We start from the raw sequence: 19,256 nt of genomic DNA, 5'->3' as shown, positions 1-19,256 counted from the left end.
GAGCGCCCTCCGGTGTCGCCCTGCGCGGCGGCGCGCGTCAGATCCGCTCGGTCAGTCCCGGAGCGACGGCGCGGGCCTCGGTGAGCAGGGCAGCGACGATCGGCGTCATCGGCTCGCGGTCGAGCACGACGAGGCCCATCTGGTGCAGCACCTCCGGCCCCTCGATCGGGATGGAGCGGATGCTGGGGGGAAAGGCGAACACGTCCGCCAGCGTGTTGGCCACCACGCTCGCCCATTTGCCGGTCCGCACATGCGAGAGCAGCGCGATGGTGGAATTGGCCTCCAGCATGGGAATCGTCGCGTGGCCCGCCTCGGCGAGCTGCTTGTCGACGATCCGCCGGTTCTGCATGTCGGGGGTGAGCAGGCAGAGTGGCACCTGCGCGACATCTTCCCACGTCACCTTGGCCCGGTCGCCCAGCGGGGCGTCGACGGAGGTGAGGAAGCGGTACCCCTCCTTGTAGAGCGGCACGGTCTTCAGCCGGCCGAGCGGGTCATTGTCGAGATAGGTGATGCCGGCATCGGCCTCCAGATTCTCGATCAGCCGCAGCACCTCGTTGGAGGAGGCGGAAATGAGGGTGAAGCGCACATCGGCATGCTTGGCATGGAATGGCGTGGTGAGTTCCGACAGCATCGGCATGGCGGTGGGAATGGCGGCGATGCGCAGATGGCCGGAAAGCCCCTTGCGCATGCCGGCGATTTCCTGCCGCATGGCGCGCACATCGCCAATGACCCGCCGCGCCCATTGCAGCGCCCGCTCGCCTTCCGGGGTGAAGCCGATGAAGCGCGAGCCGCGCTCGACCAGGCGCACGCCCAACTGCTCCTCAAGCTGCTTGAGGCCGGCCGAGAGGGTGGGCTGGGTGACGCCGCAGGACTCGGCGGCGCGGCCGAAATGGCGCTCCTTGGCGAGGGCGAGCAGAAGTTCGAAACGGTCGATCACGCGGGAGGCTTTCTGAGACGTAACGATAGAAACGTTCTATCAAACTATCAGAAAAGCCAGTCCTTGCGAATTGGACGGATTAAAGACCGGCGCGCTATTCCGCCGCGCCGCGTAACGAAGATGTGGAAAGCGGGAGGGTCGGCAGCAACTCCGCCAGCCCGGGATCGCCGGCCGGCCCATCCGCCTCGAATTCGAGCTGCTCGATCCGCTCGCCGCGCTTGGCGATCTTGTCGGCGGAGGTCAGCGCCTGCGCCACATCCTCGTTCATCTGGCCGAAATGCCGCTGCAGATTGCCGACCCGCTCGCGCAGCCGGACCACATCGGCGACCAGCTTGCCGCATTCCGCGCGGATGAGGTCGGCCTGCTCGCGCATGCGGGCATCTTTGCAGATGGACTGCACCACCTGCACCGCCAGCATCAGCAGCGAGGGCGAGACGAGGATGACGCGGGCGCGGAACGCCTGCTGGATGATGTCGTCGAAATGCTCGTGCAGCTCGCCATAGACCGATTCCGACGGCACGAACATCAGCGCCACGTCCTGCGTCTCGCCGCTGACGAGGTAGCGCTCGGCAATGTCCTTCACATGCCGGCCGACATCGCCCTTCAGCCGCGCTTCGGCCGGCTTGCGGGCCTCCGGCGTCTGCGCCTCGCGAAAGGCGGTGATCGCCTCCAGCGGAAATTTGGAATCGACCAGCAGTGGACGCTTGTCGCCGGGCAGGAAGATCGCGCAATCGGCGCGCCTTCCGTTGCCCAGCGTGTGCTGGAAGGCGAAGCTGTCGCGCGGCAGCGCGTCGGCGATGATCGCCTGCAGCCGGCCCTCGCCGAAGGCGCCGCGCGCCTGCTTGTTGGAGAGGGTCTCGCGCAGGCTCATCACCTGCCCCGAGAGTTCGCCAAGGCTGGCCCGCGCCTGGTCGACGATGGCGAGGCGATCATTGAGCCGGGCGAGGTTTTCATGCGTCGCCTCGCTGGCCCGCGCCAGGCTTTCGCCCATGCGGTGGGAGGAGGCGTCGAGGCGTTCCGCCACCGCGCGGGCGAGTTCGCCCTGCCGGTGCGCCAGAACTTCGGCCATGGACTGCACCCGGCCGATGGTTTCCGCCTGCGTGCGGGCGAGGTCGGCGAGGCGTTCCTCCAGCTCCTCGGCGCGGCGCGCCTGCTCGTCCGCCTCGGCGGCGTTCTGCCGGGCGCTGCGGGAGACCGCGCGCAGCACCGCCACCAGCAGCAGAAAGGCGAGCGCGCCCGCGCCGGCCAGCAGTTGCGCCAGCGTCACGGGCTGCGCGCCGATGACGAACAGAACCTGATCCATGATCCGCTTCTAGCAGATTCGACACGGCACGCGAACGTAGAGTGAACATCCCGCCGGAACCGTGCATTCGTTCCGTTGACCGAAGCTCGGCCAGCGATTATCTGGACGGCATGTCGATACGTCCGCTCGTGATCCTCCCCGATACCCGCCTGCGCCAGCTCTCCGATCCGATCGTGCGGGTGGATGCGCGCGTGCGCGCGATCGTCGAGGACATGTTCGAGACCATGTATGACGCGCCCGGCATCGGGCTGGCGGCGATCCAGGTCGGCATTCCCGAACGCATCGTCACCGTCGATGTCGGCCCGCGCGAAGCCAGGGCCGAAGGCGCCGACGACGAGGAGGCCGAGCGCGAAAAGCACCCGCTGGCGCTGATCAACCCGGAAATCATCGCCTCGTCGCAGGAATTGTCGGTCTATTCCGAGGGCTGCCTGTCGATCCCGGAATATTACGCCGATGTCGAACGCCCGGCGCGGGTGAAGGTCCGCTATATGGACCTCAATGGCGAGACGCAGGAAATCGACGCCGATGGCCTGCTCGCCACCTGCGTGCAGCACGAGATCGACCATCTCAACGGCGTGCTGTTCATCGACCATATCTCCAAGCTCAAGCGCGACCGGGTGATCACCAAGTTCACCAAGCTGGCGAAGAAGGAGCGGGTCGGGGACTGACCCCCGCCGCTCGCGACGCTTCGTTTCCACATTCCAGCGGAGAGCCGCATGCGCATCGTCTTCATGGGCACGCCCGATTTCGCGGTTTCCACGCTGGTCGAGATCGTCGGCGCCGGCCACGAGGTGGTGGCGGCCTATACGCGCGCCCCGGCGCCGGCCGGGCGGCGCGGGCTCGATCTGGTGCCCTCGCCGGTGCACCGCGCGGCCGAGCGGCTCGGCATTCCGGTGCTGACCCCGTCGACCTTGCGCACGCAGGAGGCGGCCGAGACCTTCGCCGCGCATGAGGCGGACGCCGCCGTGGTGGTCGCCTATGGGCGTATCCTGCCGCAGGAGATTCTCGATCTGCCGGCGCTGGGCTGCCTCAACCTGCACGCCTCGCTGCTGCCGCGCTGGCGCGGCGCCGCGCCGATCCAGCGCGCCATCATGGCCGGCGATGCCGAGACCGGCGTCGCCGTGATGAAGATGGAGGCCGGGCTCGACACCGGGCCGGTCGGGCTGGTGGAGCGCGTCACCATCGGGCCTGACATGACGGCGGGCGAGCTGCACGACCGGCTGATGATCGTCGGCGGCGACCTGATGGGCCGGGCGCTGGCGGCGCTGGAGCGCGGGGCGCTCTCCTTCACGCCGCAGCCGACCGAGGGCGTGACCTATGCCGCCAAGATCGACAAGGGCGAGACCCGGATTGACTGGGCAAGGCCGGCGCAGGCGGTGCACGACCATATTCGCGGCCTTTCGCCCTTCCCCGGCGCGTGGTTTGATCTCGCCGGCACGCGGGTGAAGGTGCTGCGCTCGACACGTGTCGAGGGAACAGGCGCGCCCGGCACGCTGCTGGACGCGGCGCTCACCATCGCCTGCGGGGCGGGGGCGGTGCGGCTGGTCGAGGTCCAGAAGGCCGGCAGCCGGGCGATGGCGGCGGATGAGTTCTTACGCGGCAGCGATCTCGCCGCGGGCATGGTGGTGACATGACAGAGATACGCGCGCTTAACCCGGACGATCATGCTCTCTGGCTGCCGCTCTGGCAGGCCTATCTCGTCTTCTATGAGGCGACGCTGCCGGACGAGGTGACGCAGACGACGTGGCAGCGCCTGCTCGACCCTGCCGAGCCGGTGCATGGCGCGCTGGCCTTCGATGCCGGTGGGCAGGCCGTGGGGCTGGCGCACTGGCTGTTCCACTGCTCCACCTGGACGGTGGGCGAGGTGTGCTACCTCAACGACCTGTATGTCGACGCGAGCCAGCGCGGGCAGGGCCTCGGCCGCCGGCTGATCGAGCATGTCGCGGCCGACGCCACGGCCAAGGGCAGCCCGAAGGTCTACTGGCTCACCCACGAGACCAACCTGACGGCGCAGCGGCTCTATAATAGCGTGGCCGAGCGCACCGGTTTCATCCAGTACCGCAAGCCGCTGGCGCCCTGAGGGGGGTGCCGCACGGCACCGTCATCCCGGACGGCCGCAAGGCCGATCCGGGATCGCGTGACACCGCCTCACGCCGTCATGGCCGGGCTTGACCCGACGTTCGTGGCTCCCCGGGTCAAGCCCGGGGATGACGTTGTTCCGGCGGGAAGACGGTGCCTCTCGCAAGAGGCGGCCGCCCTCATTTCCCCGGCTGCGGGACCATGCGCAGATAGGGCTTGAGCGTCTTCCAGCCGCCGGGAAACTTCTCCTTCGCCGCCTCGTCGCTGACCGAGGGGACGATGATCACGTCCTCGCCGTCCTTCCAGTTCGCCGGCGTCGCCACGGCATGCTGGGCGGTGAGCTGGAGCGAGTCGATCACCCGCAATATCTCGTCGAAATTGCGCCCGGCGCTGGCGGGGTAGGTGAGGGAGAGCTTCAGCTTCTTGTCCGGCCCGACGACGAACACCGAGCGCACCGTCATCGTGTCGGAGGCGTTGGGGTGGATCATGTCGTACAGGCCCGAGACGGTGCGGTCCGGGTCGGCGATCAGCGGGAAATTGGGGGCGTAGCCCTGCGTCTCGGCGATGTCTTCCGCCCATTTGGCGTGCGCGTCGAGCGGATCGACCGAGAGGCCGATCACCTTCACATGGCGGCGGTCGAATTCCGGCTTCAGCCGTGCCACCTGCCCGAGCTCGGTGGTGCAGACCGGGGTGAAGTTCTTCGGGTGCGAGAACAGCACGCCCCATGAATCGCCGAGCCATTCATGAAAGCGGATCGGGCCCTCGGTGGTCTCGGCGGTGAAATCGGGAACGACGTCCCCAAGGCGGATGGTCATGACGAACTCCCGTGAGAAATCTATTATTTTTATAGCATAATCGGCGCGACGGCGTTTTGGAAGCGTGATCCTACTCATACTCCATGACAGTGGAACTGGCAGGCGCAGAACACGTTACCCCCTAAGTGCTCCGCCGCAGCCGACGCGGTGGCGCGGGGCGCCGTCGACATCGGGGAATTGCCGTCGTGATCTGCTGGGCAGGTCCGGCATGCTCAAAAGGAGAGGGATCATGCTCAAGATCGTTGTGCTTTCGCTGGCCACGCTCAGCATCGCTGCTTGCACCACCACCGAACGCCGCGCGGCCGGCGGCGCGCTGATCGGCGGCGGCACGGGAGCTGTGATCGGCGGCATCGCCGGCGGCGGCACCGGCGCGGCGATCGGGGCGGGCGTGGGTGCCGGCACCGGCGCGCTGATCGGCGCGGCGACCTCGCCCGGCGACTGCTACGCCTATGATCGCTATGGCCGCCGCGTGGCGGTGCGCTGCTGACCGCAGGCGACAGACAATTTCGAGAGACGGCCCCCCAGCGGGGCCGTTTTCTTGCGCGGCTATTGGCTCGCCCATAGCACGCGGGCGATCCAGGCGATCTCGCCGTCCTGCAACAGCCGGTCGGGATGCTCAGGGTTGAGCGAGCGCAGTTCCACGGTCTTGGCGGTCTGGCGCTTCAGCTCCTTGGCCAGCACCTCACCCTCGCGGGTCTTCACCACCACCCGGTCGCCGCGCCGGATCGGCGCTGCCGGCGAGACTACCACAATATCGCCGTCGCGGTACAGCGGCAGCATGGAATCGCCTGATATCTCCAAGGCATAGGCGTGTTCGTCGCCGACATTGGGAAAGGCGATCTCGTCCCAGGCGCCGCCGACCGGGAAGCCGGCATCGTCGAAAAAGCCGCCTTCGCCCGCCTGCGCGAAGCCGATCAGCGGGATGGCGCGGCGCCCGCTTCCCGCGCCGTCCATCAGCGCCATGAACTCGTCGAGGCTGGTGCCGGTGGCGGCCAGCACCTTGGCGATGCTCTCGGTGGAGGGCCAGCGCGGCCGCCCGTCCGGCGCCTCGCGCTTGGAGCGGTTGAAGGTTGTAGCGTCCAGCCCGGCGCGGCGGGCCAGCGCCGAGGCGCTGAGGCCCAGCCGCTCCGCCAGCGTGTCCAGGGCGCGCCAGATATGCGCGTGGCTCAGCATGATTCGCCGCTCGGAATTTTATCGGATGGATAGGAATTATACCCTATTCTTGCCGCTGTCCAGCCGCTGCGCGGCCCTTTGCGCGCCGTCCTTGCCCGGCGCTGGACAGGGCGCGCGTGCTGCCTAGGATGGCTGCCCTTTCGGGGCAGGGGCCGGGATGACACGCGACGACGCGCCAGACGATGACACGGAGCGGCTGCTGCTGGCGGCGGCGCACCAAGCCATTGCCTATCGCACGGCGCTGCCGGCGCACCAGCGCGCCGAGGCGGGCTATGCCGCCTGCGTCGCCGCCTTCGACGACCCACTGCCCGAGGAGGGCGAGGCGGCACCGGACGTTCTGGCGGCACTGGTGGCGCGGGCAGAGCCGGGCCTGCACGCCGCCACCGGGCCGCGCTTCTTCGGCTGGGTCATCGGCAATTCCCACCCGGTCGGTGTCGCGGCGGACTGGCTGACCGCTGCCTGGGGCCAGAACACCGCCAATCACTTCGCCGCGCCCGCCGCCGCCGCTGCCGAGACCGTGGCGGCGCGCTGGCTGCTGGAAGTGCTGCGCCTGCCGGCGGAAAGCTCGGTCGGTTTCGTCACCGGCGCCACCATGGCGAGCTTCGTCGCCCTCGCCGCCGCGCGCGGCGAGGTGCTGGCGCGGGCGGGGTGGGATGTGGAGGCGCAGGGCCTGTTCGGCGCCCCGCCGGTGCGGGTGCTGATCGGCGAAGAGGCCCATGCCAGCGTGTTTTCCGCCCTGCAGTATCTCGGCTTCGGCAAGGCGAGCCTGATCCGCGTGCCGGCCGACGCGCAGGGCGTCATGGAGCCGGATGCCTTCGCGGAGAGACTGGCGCGCGACGTGCCCGAGGGCGCGCCGCTGATCGTGGTGACGCAGGCCGGGCACATTCATAGCGGCGCCACCGATGCGCATGAGCGGATCGTCCCTCTGGCCCATGCGCGCGGCGGCTGGGTGCATGTGGATGGCGCCTTCGGCCTGTGGGCGCGGGCCTGCCCCACACGCGCGCCCCTCGCGAACGGCGTCGAGGGCGCGGATTCCTGGGCCACCGACGGCCATAAATGGCTGCAGACGCCGTTCGATTGCGGCTATGCCATCGTGCGCAATGCGGGCGCCCATCGCCGGGCGATGACGATCGCGGCGAGCTATCTGCCGCCGGTGAGCGAGCATGAGCGCGACCCTTCCCATTACGTGCCGGAGCTGTCGCGCCGGGCCCGCGGCTTCGCCACCTGGGCACTGCTGCGCCATTTCGGCCGCACCGGCATCGCCGCCATGGTCGAGCGCCATTGCGCGCAGGCGCGGCGGCTGGCGGACCTGCTGGCGCAGGAACCGGGCGTCATGGTGCTGAACGAGGTGGTGCTGAACCAGGTGGCGGTGCGCTTCGGCGGTGCGGCGGACGAGGGCGCCGGCGATGCGCTGACCCGCGCCACCCTCGCGGCGGTGCAGGAGGAGGGCACCTGCTTCGCCGCCGGGGCTTCCTGGCGGGGGCGCTGGATCCTGCGGCTGTCGGTGATCGGCGGCTCGACCACCGATGACGATATCCGCCTCTCGGCGCAGGCGATCATCCACGCCTGGCGCCGCGTTGCCAGTGCGGCCGGGGCCCTGTAGGACGGACCCCGACGGCAAAGCGGGGGGAGATGGACATGGCGGCAGCGCAGGCAAGCCTCATCTACAAGATCGCGCCGCGCACGCTCTGGCAGGCGGCCGAGAGCGCCGGACGGTTCGACGGCGCGCCGGTGGATGTGGCGGATGGCTTCATCCATTTCTCCACCGCCGGGCAGGTGGCGGAGACCGCCGCGAAGCATTTTGCCGGGCAGGACGATCTGCTGCTGGTCGCGATCCGCACCGAGCGGCTCGATCCGGCGCGGCTGCGCTGGGAGCCCTCGCGCGGCGGCGACCTGTTCCCCCATCTCTACGGCCCTCTGGCCCTCGACGCCGTGGCCTATGTGCGAGACCTGCCGCTCGGCTCGCACGGGCGGCATGTGTTCCCCGCGCTGGAAGGTTGATCCCATGAGCCGCCTGCTCGACCTCGCCCTTCCCTTCGCCCGGATGCTGGACCCGGAGACCGCGCACGGCCTGTCCCTGCGCGCGCTCGCCTGCCTGCCGCCGCGCGCGGCGCCGGTGGACGATTCACGCCTCAACGTTTCGGCCTTCGGCCTCGCCTTTGCCAACCCGGTGGGGCTGGCGGCGGGGTTCGACAAGGAGGCGGAAGTGCCGGACGCGATGCTCGGCGCCGGTTTCGGCTTCGTCGAGGTGGGAACGATCACCCCGCGCCCGCAGCCCGGCAATCCGCGCCCGCGCAATTTCCGCCTGGTCGAGGACCGCGCGGTGATCAACCGCTATGGCTTCAACAGCGGCGGCCATGGCCCGGCGCTTTCCCGCCTCACCGCCCGCACAAAGCGCGGGGCGCCGGGGATCGTCGGGGTGAATGTCGGGGCCAACAAGGATTCCACCGACCGTGCCGCCGATTACGTCTCCGGCATCCGCGCCTTTGCCGGGGTGGCGGGCTATTTCACCGCCAATGTCTCCTCGCCCAACACGCCGGGCCTGCGCGACCTGCAGGAGGAGCACGCGCTCGACGAGCTGCTGGCGCGGGTGATCGCGGCGCGTGATGAGGCCGCGCCCGGCGTGCCGCTGCTGCTGAAGATCGCGCCCGATCTGGCTTTGCCGCATCTCGACGGCGTGGTGAGTGTGGCGCGGCGGCGGCGGATCGACGGGTTGATCGTCTCCAACACCACACTCTCCCGCCCCCCGAGCCTGCGCTCGCCCTTCAAGGGCGAGACCGGCGGTCTCTCGGGCCGGCCGCTCTTTGCCCTCTCCACCCGCATGCTGGCCGAGACCTATGTGCGTGTGGACGGCGCCTTCCCGCTCATCGGCGTCGGCGGCATCGACAGCGCCGCCACAGCGCTGGCCAAGATCGAGGCCGGGGCGAGCCTGATCCAGCTCTATTCCGGGCTGGTCTATGAGGGGCTGGGCCTGGTGGACAAGATCAAGCAGGGCCTGCAGGTAAAGCTCACGCGCGAGAACACCACGCTCACGGCGCTTACCGGGCGTCGCGCGCGCGAGCTGGTGGCGGCGCCGTTCCCGGGTTAGCCGAAGGTGCCCCGCTCCAGCGCCGGCAGCCGCAGCGCGAGAAACACCCCGCGCCCGGCGATGAAGGTGAGATAGGCGAGCCACAGGCCGCTATTGCCAAGCGGCAGCGTCAGCCACCAGGCGAGGAAGAACAGCGCCACCGCCGGGATCATCATGTTGCGCATGTCGCGAGCCCAGGTGGCGCCGGCATAGATGCCGTCATAGGCGAAGGCGGCGACGCCGAGCAGCGGGGTGAGCGCCGCCAGCGGCAGGAAGGCGCGGCCGACCTCGCGCACCTGTTCATTCGCTGACAGCAGGTCGATCAGCGGCCCGCCGCCGACCAGCAGAAGCGCGGTGGCCGGCGCGGCGAAGCCGAAGCCCCAGAACAGCACCAGCCGCACCGCGCGGCGGAAGCCCGCACGGTCCTTCGCCCCGACGCTCTGGCCGCAGATCTGCTCGGCGGCGGTGGAGAAGCCATCGAGGAAAAAGGCCGAGACCATGACGATGTTGTAGAGCACCGCATTGGCGGCGAGCGTCACGTCGTCATGCCGCGCCCCCTGCGCGGTGAAGAACAGGATCACGCTCATGATCAGCGCGGTGCGGATCATGATGTCGCGGTTCACCGCCACCGTCTCGATCAGCCGGGCGCGGGCGATCACCGTGCGCCACGGCACGCGCCAGTCGCGCCCCACTAGCCGGGCGGCGGCGAGGAGGCCGAACGCCGTGCCGGTGATCTCCGCCAGCACATTGGCGATGGCCGCGCCGGCAATGCCGAAATCCCACCACAGCACCAGCAGCAACGTCGCCACGGCATTCACGGCGGCGATCAGGATCTGCAGGCCGAGGCCGATATCGGTGCGGGCGATGCCGACCAGCCAGCCGAGCACGGCGAAATTGCCGATGGCGAAGGGCGCTGACAGGATGCGGATGGAGAAATAGACCGTCGCCGCGCTCCGCACCCCCTCGCTGGCGCCCATGCCGAGAAAGGCGAGGTCGGCGAGCGGGGCGTGCAGCACGATGAGGACAAGGCCGATGGCGGCTGAGATCAGCAGCGCCCGGATCAGCACGGCGCGCAGCTCCACGCTCTCGCCGCGCCCCAGCGCCTGCGCGGTGAGGCCGGCCGTGCCCATGCGGATCGAGCCGAAGATCCAGAAGGCGAAATCGAACAGCAGCGCGCCCAGCGCCACGGCGCCGAGCAGCACCGCATCGCCCAGCCGGCCGATGGCGCCTGTCGCGACCAGCCCGAGCACGGGCGTGGTCATCTGCGCCAGCGTCGCCGGCAGCGCGATGGCGAGGAAGCGCCGGGACGTGACTTCGACCCGGCCAGCGACCGTGACGTTCACGGGATCAGCGGCCGCGGCTGGCGATGCGCAGGATCAGCCAGAGCGGGATCACGATCACGGCGCCGAGGACGAAATAGCGCCACAGCCGCTCGATCGCCTCGAAGCTGAAATTGAACAGATGCCGCAGCAGGCTCTCAATGCTGGAGAGAATGTTGAACGGGTCGAGCCCGAGCGCGGCGAGGATGACGCCGACCACCACCGAGAGCGCGATGAGCCGCAGGAGGACCCAGAAGGGCGAACCGCCCATCCAGCGGGCAAGCTGATTATCGGCCATGACTCACATTTCCCCGGCAGGCGAACGCTGCTTCCCTAGCACGGCGGCGGGCGTGCGGGGAGCATGGCTTTCGTCACCGATCATCTTCTCCAGCGTCTCCAGCCGGTCGGCCTCGCCAGGAGGCTTGTCCCAGCGCAACCGGGCGATGCGGGGAAACCGCATGGCGAGCCCGGAGCGGTGGCGGGTGGAGCGGGCCAGCCCCTCAAACGCCACTTCCACCACCAGCCCCTCGGTCGGCGTGTGCACCACCTCGCGCACCGGGCCGAAGCGGTTCACCGTGTGGCGGCGCACGAAGCGGTCGATCTCGATCAGCTCGGCATCGGTGAAGCCGAAATAGGCCTTGCCGACCGGCACCAGTTCGCCCGTGCCGGAGGTCTCTCCCGTCCACACCCCGAACGTGTAGTCGGAATAATAGGAGGAGCGCTTGCCGTGGCCGCGCTGGGCATACATCAGCACGGCATCGACGCTGTGCGGGTCGCGCTTCCATTTCCACCACGGCCCCTTGGGGCGGCCGGGCAGATAGAGGCTGTCGGCGCGCTTCAGCATCACCCCTTCCACCGCCTCGGCATCGGCGCCGGCACCATGGGCGGCCGGGTCGGCGCGGGCCTGCGCCAGCGCGTCCCAGCTCGGGAAGGGCACGAGCGGGGAGAGGTCGAGCCGTCCTTCCGCCGGATGGGCTGATATCAGCGCCTCCAGCCGCGCCCGGCGGGCGTCGAAGGGCTGCTCGCGCAGATCCTCGCCCTCATCGACCAGCAGGTCGTAGGCGCGGATATGGGCGGGGAACTCCAGCATGAGCTTGGCCGAGACGGTCTTCCGGTTCAGCCGCTGCTGCAGCACGTTGAAGGACTGCACCCGTTCCTCGCGCAGGATCAGCAATTCGCCGTCCACCACCCCGTCGAAGGCCAGCGCCTCGGCAAGGTCGGGGAAGGCGCCTGAGATATCCTCGCCGGTGCGGCTGTAGAGCCGCGTCACATGCCGCCCGTCCGGCCCGGCGGCGCGTGCCGCCTGCACGCGGATGCCGTCCCATTTCCATTCGGCGCGGAAAGCGGCCGGGTCGAGTTTTTCGACATCCGCCTCCTCCAAGGGATGGGAGAGCATCACCGGCCGGAACGGGGCGGGGTCTTCGGTTTCGGGCTTCGGCCCATGCCCCTCGGCCCAGGCGAACAACTCCGCATAAGGCGGGGCCAGCCCCGGCCAGACCAGCTCGATCGCATCCGGCGCGTGGTCGCCCAGCGCCGCCACCGCGGTCTTGGCGAGGCGCGCCGAGACGCCGATGCGCAGGCCGCCGGTGATGAGCTTCAGCAGCGCCCAGCGGCCGGTCTCGTCCAGCCGGTCGAGCAGGGAGGTCAGCACCGCCGGCATCTCGGCGCGGCCCATATGGGTGAAGGCGTGGACGATGGCTTCGAGCGACGGCGGCTCGGTGTCGTTGAGGCCGTGCGGCGCCGGCCACATCAGCGCCACCGTCTCCGAGAGGTCGCCGACATAATCATAGGAGAGGGCGAACAGCACCGGGTCGGTGCGCTCGCCGATGAGCTGGCGGATGAGGCCGGGCTTGGCATTGCGGAAGGACAGCGCCCCGGTGAGCGCCGCCAGCGCCCAGCCGCGCTCGGGGTCGGGCGTGTGGCGGAAATAATCGGCGATGAGCCGGATCTTGCCATTGCGGCGCGGCTCATAGGCGAGGCGGTCGAGCAAGGCGGCGAAGCGGTTCACGGCGCCACCTCCGGGTTGACGCCAGCGGGAGCATCGGGGGCCGGCGCGTCGGCGGGGGCGTCCGGCGTGGCGCCCTCGCCCTCTTCCTCGCCATAACCGACCATGTGCAGCGGGCGGGCGCGGAGCCCTTCCTGCGTCGCCCAGTGCACCAGCGCGTCCTCCTGCCCATGCGTGACCCACAGCTCCTCGCAGCCGGTGGCGCGGATGGCGACCTGCAATTCGTCCCAGTCGGCATGGTCGGAAAGGATCAGCGGCAGCTCGACGCCGTTCTGCCGGGCGCGGGCGCGGATCCGCATCCAGCCCGAGGCGAAGGCGGTGACGGGATCGGGAAAGCGCCGCGACCACACATCCGCCAACGCGCCCGGCGGGCACAGCACCACCGCCCCGGCGCGCTCAGCCGGGCCGGCGTCGCGGGCGGGGCGGGTCTCGCCGAGATCGATGCCCTGGGTGCGGTAATAGGCGGTCAGCTTCTCCATGGCGCCGTGCAGCAGGATCGGCCGGTCGTGCCCGGCGGCGCGCAGCAGCGCCATCACCCGCTGCGCCTTGCCGAGCGCATAGGCGCCGACCAGATGCGCCCGCTCGGGAAACAGCGCCAGCGAGCTCATGAGCTTGGCGATCTCGTCGGCCGGCGCGGGATGGCGGAACACCGGCAGGCCGAAGGTCGCCTCGGAGATGAAGACATGGCAGGGCACCGGCGCGAAGGGCAGGGCGGTGGGGTCGGCGCCGGGCTTGTAGTCGCCGGAGGCGACAATGGTGCAGCCGCGCCAGTCCAGCGCGATCTGCGCGCTGCCGAGAATATGGCCGGCGGGATGGAAGCCGACGCCGACGCCGTTGACCTCGATCCGTGCGCCATAATCGGCCGCCTGCACCGTGCCGGCGAAGGCCTCGCCATAGCGGATGGCCATGATGTCGAGCGTCTGGCGCGTCGCCATGACGGCGCCATGGCCGGCGCGGGCATGGTCGGAATGGCCATGGGTGATCAGCGCCCGCGCCACTGGCCGCGTCGGGTCGATGAAGAAGTCGCCGGCCGGCGAATAAAGCCCCTGTGGGGTGGTGTGGAGAAGCTCTTCCGGGCGCATGGTGGAACCTATATAGGGCGCCCTCCAGCTTTTTCGCGAGACATCCCGCCCATGGCCTCCGGCCGGCTCATTCTTTCCTCCGGCGACCCCACGGTCGATCGCCGGATCGACTGGGCGCGCGCCCTGCTGGAGGAGGGCAATGCCGCCGACGCGGCCGAGCTTCTGACCGAGGCGGTGGCCCGCGCCGGCCAGTACGCGCCGGGCTGGTTCCTGCTCGGCGAGGCGCGCGAGGCGGCCGGCGATACGCCCGGCGCGCGCGTCGCCTTCGAGGAAGTGCTCGCCCTCGATCCCGCCGACACGCTGGGCGCCACGCTGCGCCTCGCCCGGCTGGAGGGCGAGGTGGCGGGCATGAGCCCGGCCTATGTGCGGGTGTTGTTCGACCAATATGCCGACCGCTTCGAGGCGGCGCTGGCCCGGCTCGACTATCGCGGGCCGGAGGTGATCGACGCGGCGCTGGCCGATGCTTGCGCCCGCCTTCGCCGGCCCTACGCCTTCGCGCACGGGCTGGATCTCGGCTGCGGCACCGGGCTGGTCGGCGCCCGCCTCGTCGACCGCATCGGCATGATGGAGGGCGTCGATCTCTCGCCCAACATGGTGGCCCATGCCAGGCGCCGGGGCATCTATGACGCGCTGGTGGCCGGCGAGATGGTCGCCTTCCTGCGCGGGCGCCCGGCGCGCGAGGTCGATCTGGTCTTCGCCGGCGACGCTTTCTGCTATCTCGACGATCTCGGCCCCATCCTCACCGAGACCCGCCGCGTGCTGGAGCCGGGTGGGCTGCTCGCCTTCACCACCGAGACCCATGACGGCGAGGACGTGCTGCTGCGCGCCACGCTGCGCTTCGCCCATGCAAGGGATTATGTCCGCGCCACCCTGATCGCCGCCGGGCTGACGCCGCTGACGCTGGACCCGGTGTCGGTGCGCAAGGAAAAGGACCAGCCGGTCGCCGGGCTCGTGGTGGTGGCGCTGCGCGAGGGGTGAGGGGCGCGCTACGCCGACCCCAAGATGTCCCCCATCTCTCCTGCCCCTCTGGTTGACGCGCGCGCGGCCCCGCAGAATGATGGTACCAAAGGGTGGGGTGGACGCATGGACAATGAGAACAAGCCGGCCGGCACGCATCCCGTCGCTCCGGCGGCGCCTGGCCTCGGCGCGGCGGTGCCGAAGCCGCCGCCGCACCCGCTCGACGGCGAATGGTATGTCCATCTCGACGGCCAGGTGTTCGGCCCCTTCACCGGCCACCAGCTGCGCGGCTTCACCCAGGAGGAGCGGGTCGGTGCCGAGACGCAGGTGGTGCGGCTGGGAGCGGAGACCTGGACCCGGGCGGTCGACGACCCCGCGCTCGTCTCGCTGTTCCCCCGCGCCGCTCTGCCTGCCCCGCCGCCCGCGGGTCCGGTGCGGGCGGAGGCTGGTGCCACCGTGGTTCAGGTGACGAACAACATCACCAGCGAGCCGCGCCCCCAGCAGGTGGTGATCCTCGATCCGGGCATCGCCAAGCCGAAATCCGCCGGCACGGCGCTGATCCTCTCCATTCTCATCGTCGGGCTGGGCCAGCTGTATAATGGGCAGATCGGCAAGGGCATTCTCATGTTCTTCGCCTGCATTCTGCTCTGGTTCGTGCTTCTCGGATGGATCATCAACATCTGGTCGTGGATCGACGCCTACCAGACCGCCAAGGCCATGAACGAGCGCTATCTCCGCAATCTCGCCGCGGGGATCCTTCGTTGAGCGTCGAGCGCCTACGCACCAGCCTGCATTGCCCGGCCTGCGGGTTCCGCATCGCCGCCCGCACGACGGTGTGCGAGAATTGCGGGGCGGTCATCCCGGTGGCCGAACTCGCCGGCAGCGGGGTCGTCAGCAATGCCGTGGCGACGCTGCTCGGGCGGCCGCTCGGCAGCCTGAGCCTTCTGGAGATCGCCCGCATTCTGGCGTGGGTGCCGCTGCTGGTCGGCCCGCCCATCGCCGCTTTGGCCATCATCGGGCTGAAGGTCTCGCAGCAGCCGCAGCGTCTGCATGACCGGGCGTGGCAAGGGCCGGCGCTGGTGGCGGCACTCAATATCGCGCTCAGCCTGATCGTCTGGCACTATGCCGCGCAGGAAATCGGCGCGGCCGCCACGGCACTGTGGACGCACATCGACCGTCTCGCGCCAACGGCGCTGCCGGCGGGGCCGGGCAAGGGCGTCGATATCTAGCCGTCGCCGGCGGGCCGGGCGCGGCCTCCCCCCCTCGCAATTGCGCGCCGAGGCATTAGCTTGTTGCCGTGCCTGACATTGATGCCGCGCCCGACGATCTTCTGCCCGAGCCGTTCCGCAGCTGGTTTGCCGGCAGGGGCTGGGCGCCGCGCGCGCACCAGCTGGAACTGCTGGCGCAGGCCCGCGCGGGCCGCTCCACCCTGCTCATCGCCCCCACCGGCGCGGGCAAGACGCTGGCCGGCTTCCTGCCGAGCCTCGTCGAGCTCGCCGGCCGTCCCACCCCGCGCAACAGCGCCCGCCCGCCCGGCCTGCACACGCTCTACATCTCGCCGCTGAAGGCGCTGGCCGTCGATGTCGCCCGCAATCTGGAACGGCCGGCGCAGGAAATGGGCTTGGCCGTCCGCATCGAGACCCGCACCGGCGACACCCCGGCCTCGCGCCGCCAGCGCCAGAGGCGCGACCCGCCTGACATATTGCTCACCACGCCGGAGCAGATCGCGCTGCTGCTGGCCTCCGACGATGCCGAGCCGCTGTTCGCGGACCTGAAGCGCATCGTGCTGGACGAACTCCATGCGCTTGCCGGCTCCAAGCGCGGCGATCTGCTGAGCCTCGGCCTCGCCCGGCTGCGCGCGATCGCCCCCATGGCGCAGACGGTCGGCCTCTCCGCCACCGTGGCCGACCCGGACACGCTGCGCCGCTGGCTGGTGCCGCAGCGCGGGAACGGCGAAATGGGCGAGCTGGTGATCGCCGATCCCGGCGCCGCGCCGGATCTTTCGATGCTCGACAGCGCCGCCCATGTGCCCTGGGCCGGGCATACGGCGCGCCATTCGCTGAAAGAGATCTACGGCCTGATCGCGCGGCACACCACGACGCTGGTCTTCGTCAACACCCGCATGCAGGCGGAACTGTTGTTCCAGGAGCTCTGGCACATCAACGACGCCAACCTGCCGATCGCGCTGCATCACGGCTCGCTCGACGTCTCGCAGCGCCGCCGGGTGGAGGCGGCGATGGGCGAGGGCAAGCTGAAGGCGGTGGTGTGCACCTCCTCGCTCGACCTCGGCATCGACTGGGGCGCGGTGGACCTTGTGGTCAATGTCGGCGCGCCGAAGGGCTCCTCGCGGCTGATGCAGCGCATCGGCCGCGCCAATCACCGGCTGGACGAGCCGAGCCGCGCGGTTCTGGTGCCGGCCAACCGCTTCGAGGTGCTGGAATGTCGCGCCGCGCTGGAAGCGGTGCGGGCGGGGGCGCAGGACAGCGCGGTGGTGCGCTCCGGCGCGCTCGACGTGCTGGCGCAGCATGTGCTCGGCATGGCCTGCGCCACCCCGTTCGACGCCGACGATCTTTACCGGGAAGTCACCTCCGCCGAGCCCTATGCCGACCTCGCCCGCGCCGACTTCGACGATGTGGTGGGGTTCAATGCCAATGGCGGCTATGCGCTGCGCGCCTATGAGCGCTTCGCCCGCATCCGCCAGATGAAGGACGGCCGCTGGCGCGTCGCCAACCCGCAGGTGGCGCAGCAATACCGGCTGAATGTCGGCACCATCGTCGAATCCACCATGCTGAAAGTGCGGCTCGCCAGCGCCAAGTCGCGCTTCGGCGGGCGGGTGCTCGGCGAGGTGGAGGAGTATTTCGTCGAGACGATGAGCCCGGGCGACACCTTCGTCTTCGCCGGCGAGGTGCTGGAATATCTGACCATCCACGAGAACGAGGTCCGCGTCGCCCGCACCAGCGCCAAGGAGCCGCGGGTGCCCTCCTATGCCGGCGGCAAGTTCCCGCTCTCCACCTTCCTCGCCGCGCGGGTGCGGGCGCTGCTCTCCGAGCCCGAGCGATGGCAGAGCCTGCCGGGCCAGGTGCGCGACTGGCTGGAGCTGCAGAAGCTGCGCTCGCGCCTGCCGGGGCGGGAAGATCTGCTGGTCGAGACCTTTCCGCGCGGCGACCGCTACCATCTCGTCGCCTACCCGTTCGAGGGACGGCTCGCCCACCAGACGCTCGGCATGCTGCTGACCCGAAGGCTGGACCGCGCCGGGCTGCACCCGCTGGGCTTCATGGCCAATGACTATGCGCTTGTCATCTACGGCGTCTCCGACATGTCGCTGGCGATCGCGCAGGGCCGCCTCTCGCTCGACGCGCTGTTCGACGCCGACATGCTGGGCGACGATCTGGAGGAATGGCTGGCGGAATCCGCCTTGATGAAGCGCACCTTCCGCCAGTGCGCTGTCATCGCCGGGCTGATCGAGCGGCGCTTTCCCGGCAAGGAGAAGAACTCCCGCCAGGTGACGATGTCGACCGACCTCGTCTATGACGTGCTGCGCCGGCACGAGCCGGGCCATGTGCTGCTGCGCGCGGCGCGGGCGGATGCGGCGACCGGGCTCTTGGACATTCGCCGGCTCTCCGACATGCTCACGCGGGTAAAGGGCCGAATCGACCATCTCGCTTTGACGCGCGTCTCGCCGCTGGCGGTGCCTGTTATGCTGGAGATCGGCCGGGAGATGGTCGCGGGCGGCGCGTCCGACGCGCTGCTGGCCGAGGCCGAGGACGAACTGATCAGGGAGGCGATGCGTGCCGGCGACGATGACAGCGGGCCCCGCCGATGAGCGTGTGGGCGAGAGCGAGATCGGCCTCGCCGGCGCGCGCCTCGTGCTCGACCCGGCCGGCGCGCTGTGGTGGCCGGCCGAGCGGGCGCTGATCGTCGCCGATCTGCATCTGGAAAAGGGCTCCGCCTTCGCCGCGCGCGGCGTGCCGCTGCCGCCCTACGACACCCGCGCCACGCTTGCGCTGCTGGAACGGATGGTCGCGCGGTGGCTGCCGCGCACGCTGATCGCGCTGGGCGACAGCTTCCATGATCGCGGCGGCGCCGGCCGGCTCGGCGCGGAGGAGCGCGCCAGCCTCGCCCTGCTGGGGCGCGGGCGCGACATGGTGTGGATCGCCGGCAATCACGATCCCGAGCCGATGCCGGACATCGGCGGCCTGCATGCCGGGGAGCTCAAGCTCGGACGGCTGACGCTGCGCCACGAGCCTGCCGCAGAGGCGGGGGACGGCGAGATCGCCGGGCATTTCCATCCCGTCGCGCGGCTGGTGCTGCGCGGGCGCAGCCTGCGCCGGCGCTGCTTCGCCACCGATGGGGGCCGCCTCGTCATGCCGGCGCTCGGCGCCTATGCCGGCGGGCTGAACATTCGCGACGCGGCGCTGGCGGGCCTGTTCGGCGGCGCGTTCGACGCGCATCTGGTGGGGGCGGCGCGCACCTACCGCATCGCCCACCATGCCTGCCTGCCGGACCGCTGATCCGGCTC

Annotated in this window: 20 protein-coding genes; 12 read left to right on the top strand and 8 right to left on the bottom strand. The window is 70.1% G+C overall.

Going from position 1 to position 19,256, the window contains the following annotated elements:
* Positions 1-37: 37 nt before the first annotated feature.
* Positions 38-937, bottom strand: a complete 900-nt coding sequence (locus J2S76_RS19585) for a LysR family transcriptional regulator (protein WP_307063226.1) — start codon at positions 935-937, stop codon at positions 38-40.
* A 94-nt stretch (positions 938-1,031) separates the two neighbouring features.
* A complete protein-coding gene (locus J2S76_RS19580; RefSeq protein WP_307063224.1) occupies positions 1,032-2,240 on the bottom strand; it encodes a DNA recombination protein RmuC in 1,209 nt (402 codons plus the stop codon).
* Between the two features lie 110 nt (positions 2,241-2,350).
* Here J2S76_RS19580 and def point away from each other — a divergent pair, with 110 nt between their 5' ends.
* Genes def through J2S76_RS19565 form a run of 3 tightly spaced genes read left to right on the top strand, consistent with a single transcriptional unit; the run spans position 2,351 to position 4,320 of the window.
* On the top strand, positions 2,351-2,908 hold the full coding sequence (gene def, locus J2S76_RS19575; protein WP_307063222.1) for a peptide deformylase: 558 nt from the start codon (positions 2,351-2,353) through the stop codon (positions 2,906-2,908).
* Positions 2,909-2,956: 48 nt separating this feature from the next.
* On the top strand, positions 2,957-3,874 hold the full coding sequence (gene fmt / locus J2S76_RS19570) for a methionyl-tRNA formyltransferase (RefSeq protein WP_307063219.1): 918 nt from the start codon (positions 2,957-2,959) through the stop codon (positions 3,872-3,874).
* A complete protein-coding gene (locus J2S76_RS19565; RefSeq protein WP_307063217.1) occupies positions 3,871-4,320 on the top strand; it encodes a GNAT family N-acetyltransferase in 450 nt (149 codons plus the stop codon). Before fmt ends, J2S76_RS19565 begins: the two co-directional genes overlap by 4 nt.
* Before the next feature lie 178 nt (positions 4,321-4,498).
* Here J2S76_RS19565 and J2S76_RS19560 read toward each other — a convergent pair whose 3' ends face one another.
* The gene (locus J2S76_RS19560) at positions 4,499-5,134 is read right to left on the bottom strand and encodes a peroxiredoxin (RefSeq protein WP_307063215.1); all 636 of its coding nucleotides are present in this window, start codon (positions 5,132-5,134) and stop codon (positions 4,499-4,501) included.
* 229 nt (positions 5,135-5,363) lie between these two features.
* On the opposite strand from J2S76_RS19560, the gene J2S76_RS19555 reads away from it, so the two are divergent.
* Complete coding sequence (locus J2S76_RS19555) at positions 5,364-5,621, top strand: YMGG-like glycine zipper-containing protein (RefSeq protein WP_307063213.1); 258 nt, start codon at positions 5,364-5,366, stop codon at positions 5,619-5,621.
* 59 nt (positions 5,622-5,680) lie between these two features.
* Here J2S76_RS19555 and J2S76_RS19550 read toward each other — a convergent pair whose 3' ends face one another.
* Positions 5,681-6,307 carry a S24 family peptidase gene (locus J2S76_RS19550; RefSeq protein WP_307063211.1) on the bottom strand — a complete coding sequence of 209 codons (627 nt, stop codon included), beginning with the start codon at positions 6,305-6,307 and terminating at the stop codon, positions 5,681-5,683.
* A gap of 157 nt (positions 6,308-6,464) precedes the next feature.
* Here J2S76_RS19550 and J2S76_RS19545 point away from each other — a divergent pair, with 157 nt between their 5' ends.
* From J2S76_RS19545 to J2S76_RS19535, 3 genes are read left to right on the top strand one after another with little or no spacing between them, the layout of a single operon-like run.
* Positions 6,465-7,910: a pyridoxal phosphate-dependent decarboxylase family protein gene (locus J2S76_RS19545; protein ID WP_307063209.1), complete on the top strand. Its 1,446-nt coding sequence runs from the start codon at positions 6,465-6,467 to the stop codon at positions 7,908-7,910.
* 35 nt (positions 7,911-7,945) lie between these two features.
* Positions 7,946-8,308 carry a DUF952 domain-containing protein gene (locus J2S76_RS19540; RefSeq protein ID WP_307063207.1) on the top strand — a complete coding sequence of 121 codons (363 nt, stop codon included), beginning with the start codon at positions 7,946-7,948 and terminating at the stop codon, positions 8,306-8,308.
* A gap of 4 nt (positions 8,309-8,312) precedes the next feature.
* The gene (locus tag J2S76_RS19535) at positions 8,313-9,395 is read left to right on the top strand and encodes a quinone-dependent dihydroorotate dehydrogenase (protein WP_307063205.1); all 1,083 of its coding nucleotides are present in this window, start codon (positions 8,313-8,315) and stop codon (positions 9,393-9,395) included.
* On the opposite strand, the gene J2S76_RS19530 is transcribed toward J2S76_RS19535, so the two are convergent.
* From J2S76_RS19530 to J2S76_RS19515, 4 genes are read right to left on the bottom strand one after another with little or no spacing between them, the layout of a single operon-like run.
* Positions 9,392-10,717, bottom strand: coding sequence for an MATE family efflux transporter (locus J2S76_RS19530; protein ID WP_307063203.1), 1,326 nt, complete (start codon positions 10,715-10,717; stop codon positions 9,392-9,394). The genes J2S76_RS19535 and J2S76_RS19530 overlap by 4 nt on opposite strands.
* Positions 10,718-10,721: 4 nt before the next feature.
* Positions 10,722-10,991, bottom strand: a complete 270-nt coding sequence (locus J2S76_RS19525) for a DUF6460 domain-containing protein (RefSeq protein WP_307063201.1) — start codon at positions 10,989-10,991, stop codon at positions 10,722-10,724.
* A 3-nt stretch (positions 10,992-10,994) separates the two neighbouring features.
* Positions 10,995-12,701 carry a cisplatin damage response ATP-dependent DNA ligase gene (locus J2S76_RS19520; protein ID WP_307063199.1) on the bottom strand — a complete coding sequence of 569 codons (1,707 nt, stop codon included), beginning with the start codon at positions 12,699-12,701 and terminating at the stop codon, positions 10,995-10,997.
* The gene (locus J2S76_RS19515) at positions 12,698-13,780 is read right to left on the bottom strand and encodes a ligase-associated DNA damage response exonuclease (protein ID WP_307063197.1); all 1,083 of its coding nucleotides are present in this window, start codon (positions 13,778-13,780) and stop codon (positions 12,698-12,700) included. Before J2S76_RS19515 ends, J2S76_RS19520 begins: the two co-directional genes overlap by 4 nt.
* Positions 13,781-13,831: 51 nt before the next feature.
* Here J2S76_RS19515 and J2S76_RS19510 point away from each other — a divergent pair, with 51 nt between their 5' ends.
* The 5 genes from J2S76_RS19510 (at position 13,832) to pdeM (ending at position 19,248) form a co-directional block, all read left to right on the top strand.
* Positions 13,832-14,758: a class I SAM-dependent methyltransferase gene (locus tag J2S76_RS19510; protein WP_307063195.1), complete on the top strand. Its 927-nt coding sequence runs from the start codon at positions 13,832-13,834 to the stop codon at positions 14,756-14,758.
* Between the two features lie 105 nt (positions 14,759-14,863).
* The gene (locus J2S76_RS19505) at positions 14,864-15,502 is read left to right on the top strand and encodes a GYF domain-containing protein (protein ID WP_307063193.1); all 639 of its coding nucleotides are present in this window, start codon (positions 14,864-14,866) and stop codon (positions 15,500-15,502) included.
* Entirely contained in the window at positions 15,499-15,966 is a 468-nt protein-coding gene (locus J2S76_RS19500) for a hypothetical protein (protein WP_307063191.1), read from the top strand. Before J2S76_RS19505 ends, J2S76_RS19500 begins: the two co-directional genes overlap by 4 nt.
* Before the next feature lie 68 nt (positions 15,967-16,034).
* On the top strand, positions 16,035-18,560 hold the full coding sequence (locus J2S76_RS19495; protein WP_307063189.1) for a ligase-associated DNA damage response DEXH box helicase: 2,526 nt from the start codon (positions 16,035-16,037) through the stop codon (positions 18,558-18,560).
* On the top strand, positions 18,526-19,248 hold the full coding sequence (gene pdeM / locus J2S76_RS19490; RefSeq protein WP_307063187.1) for a ligase-associated DNA damage response endonuclease PdeM: 723 nt from the start codon (positions 18,526-18,528) through the stop codon (positions 19,246-19,248). Before J2S76_RS19495 ends, pdeM begins: the two co-directional genes overlap by 35 nt.
* Positions 19,249-19,256 lie beyond the last annotated feature (8 nt).

It is taken from the genome of Ancylobacter vacuolatus (assembly GCF_030813595.1).
GTDB lineage: Bacteria > Pseudomonadota > Alphaproteobacteria > Rhizobiales > Xanthobacteraceae > Ancylobacter > Ancylobacter vacuolatus.
Note: the sequence above shows the minus strand (reverse complement) of the source record. Positions and strands in the feature narration are given on the sequence as shown.

What these genes read in the sequence shown, in the direction of transcription:
- fmt (WP_307063219.1), top strand. Translation starts at nt 2,957, where the DNA reads ATGCGCATCGTCTTCATGGGCACGCCCGATTTCGCGGTTTCCACGCTG.
- J2S76_RS19510 (WP_307063195.1), top strand. Translation starts at nt 13,832, where the DNA reads ATGGCCTCCGGCCGGCTCATTCTTTCCTCCGGCGACCCCACGGTCGAT.
- J2S76_RS19505 (WP_307063193.1), top strand. Translation starts at nt 14,864, where the DNA reads ATGGACAATGAGAACAAGCCGGCCGGCACGCATCCCGTCGCTCCGGCG.
- J2S76_RS19540 (WP_307063207.1), top strand. Translation starts at nt 7,946, where the DNA reads ATGGCGGCAGCGCAGGCAAGCCTCATCTACAAGATCGCGCCGCGCACG.
- J2S76_RS19550 (WP_307063211.1), bottom strand. Translation starts at nt 6,307, where the DNA reads ATGCTGAGCCACGCGCATATCTGGCGCGCCCTGGACACGCTGGCGGAG.
- J2S76_RS19565 (WP_307063217.1), top strand. Translation starts at nt 3,871, where the DNA reads ATGACAGAGATACGCGCGCTTAACCCGGACGATCATGCTCTCTGGCTG.
- def (WP_307063222.1), top strand. Translation starts at nt 2,351, where the DNA reads ATGTCGATACGTCCGCTCGTGATCCTCCCCGATACCCGCCTGCGCCAG.
- J2S76_RS19555 (WP_307063213.1), top strand. Translation starts at nt 5,364, where the DNA reads ATGCTCAAGATCGTTGTGCTTTCGCTGGCCACGCTCAGCATCGCTGCT.
- J2S76_RS19515 (WP_307063197.1), bottom strand. Translation starts at nt 13,780, where the DNA reads ATGCGCCCGGAAGAGCTTCTCCACACCACCCCACAGGGGCTTTATTCG.
- J2S76_RS19535 (WP_307063205.1), top strand. Translation starts at nt 8,313, where the DNA reads ATGAGCCGCCTGCTCGACCTCGCCCTTCCCTTCGCCCGGATGCTGGAC.
- J2S76_RS19560 (WP_307063215.1), bottom strand. Translation starts at nt 5,134, where the DNA reads ATGACCATCCGCCTTGGGGACGTCGTTCCCGATTTCACCGCCGAGACC.
- J2S76_RS19525 (WP_307063201.1), bottom strand. Translation starts at nt 10,991, where the DNA reads ATGGCCGATAATCAGCTTGCCCGCTGGATGGGCGGTTCGCCCTTCTGG.
- J2S76_RS19545 (WP_307063209.1), top strand. Translation starts at nt 6,465, where the DNA reads ATGACACGCGACGACGCGCCAGACGATGACACGGAGCGGCTGCTGCTG.
- J2S76_RS19580 (WP_307063224.1), bottom strand. Translation starts at nt 2,240, where the DNA reads ATGGATCAGGTTCTGTTCGTCATCGGCGCGCAGCCCGTGACGCTGGCG.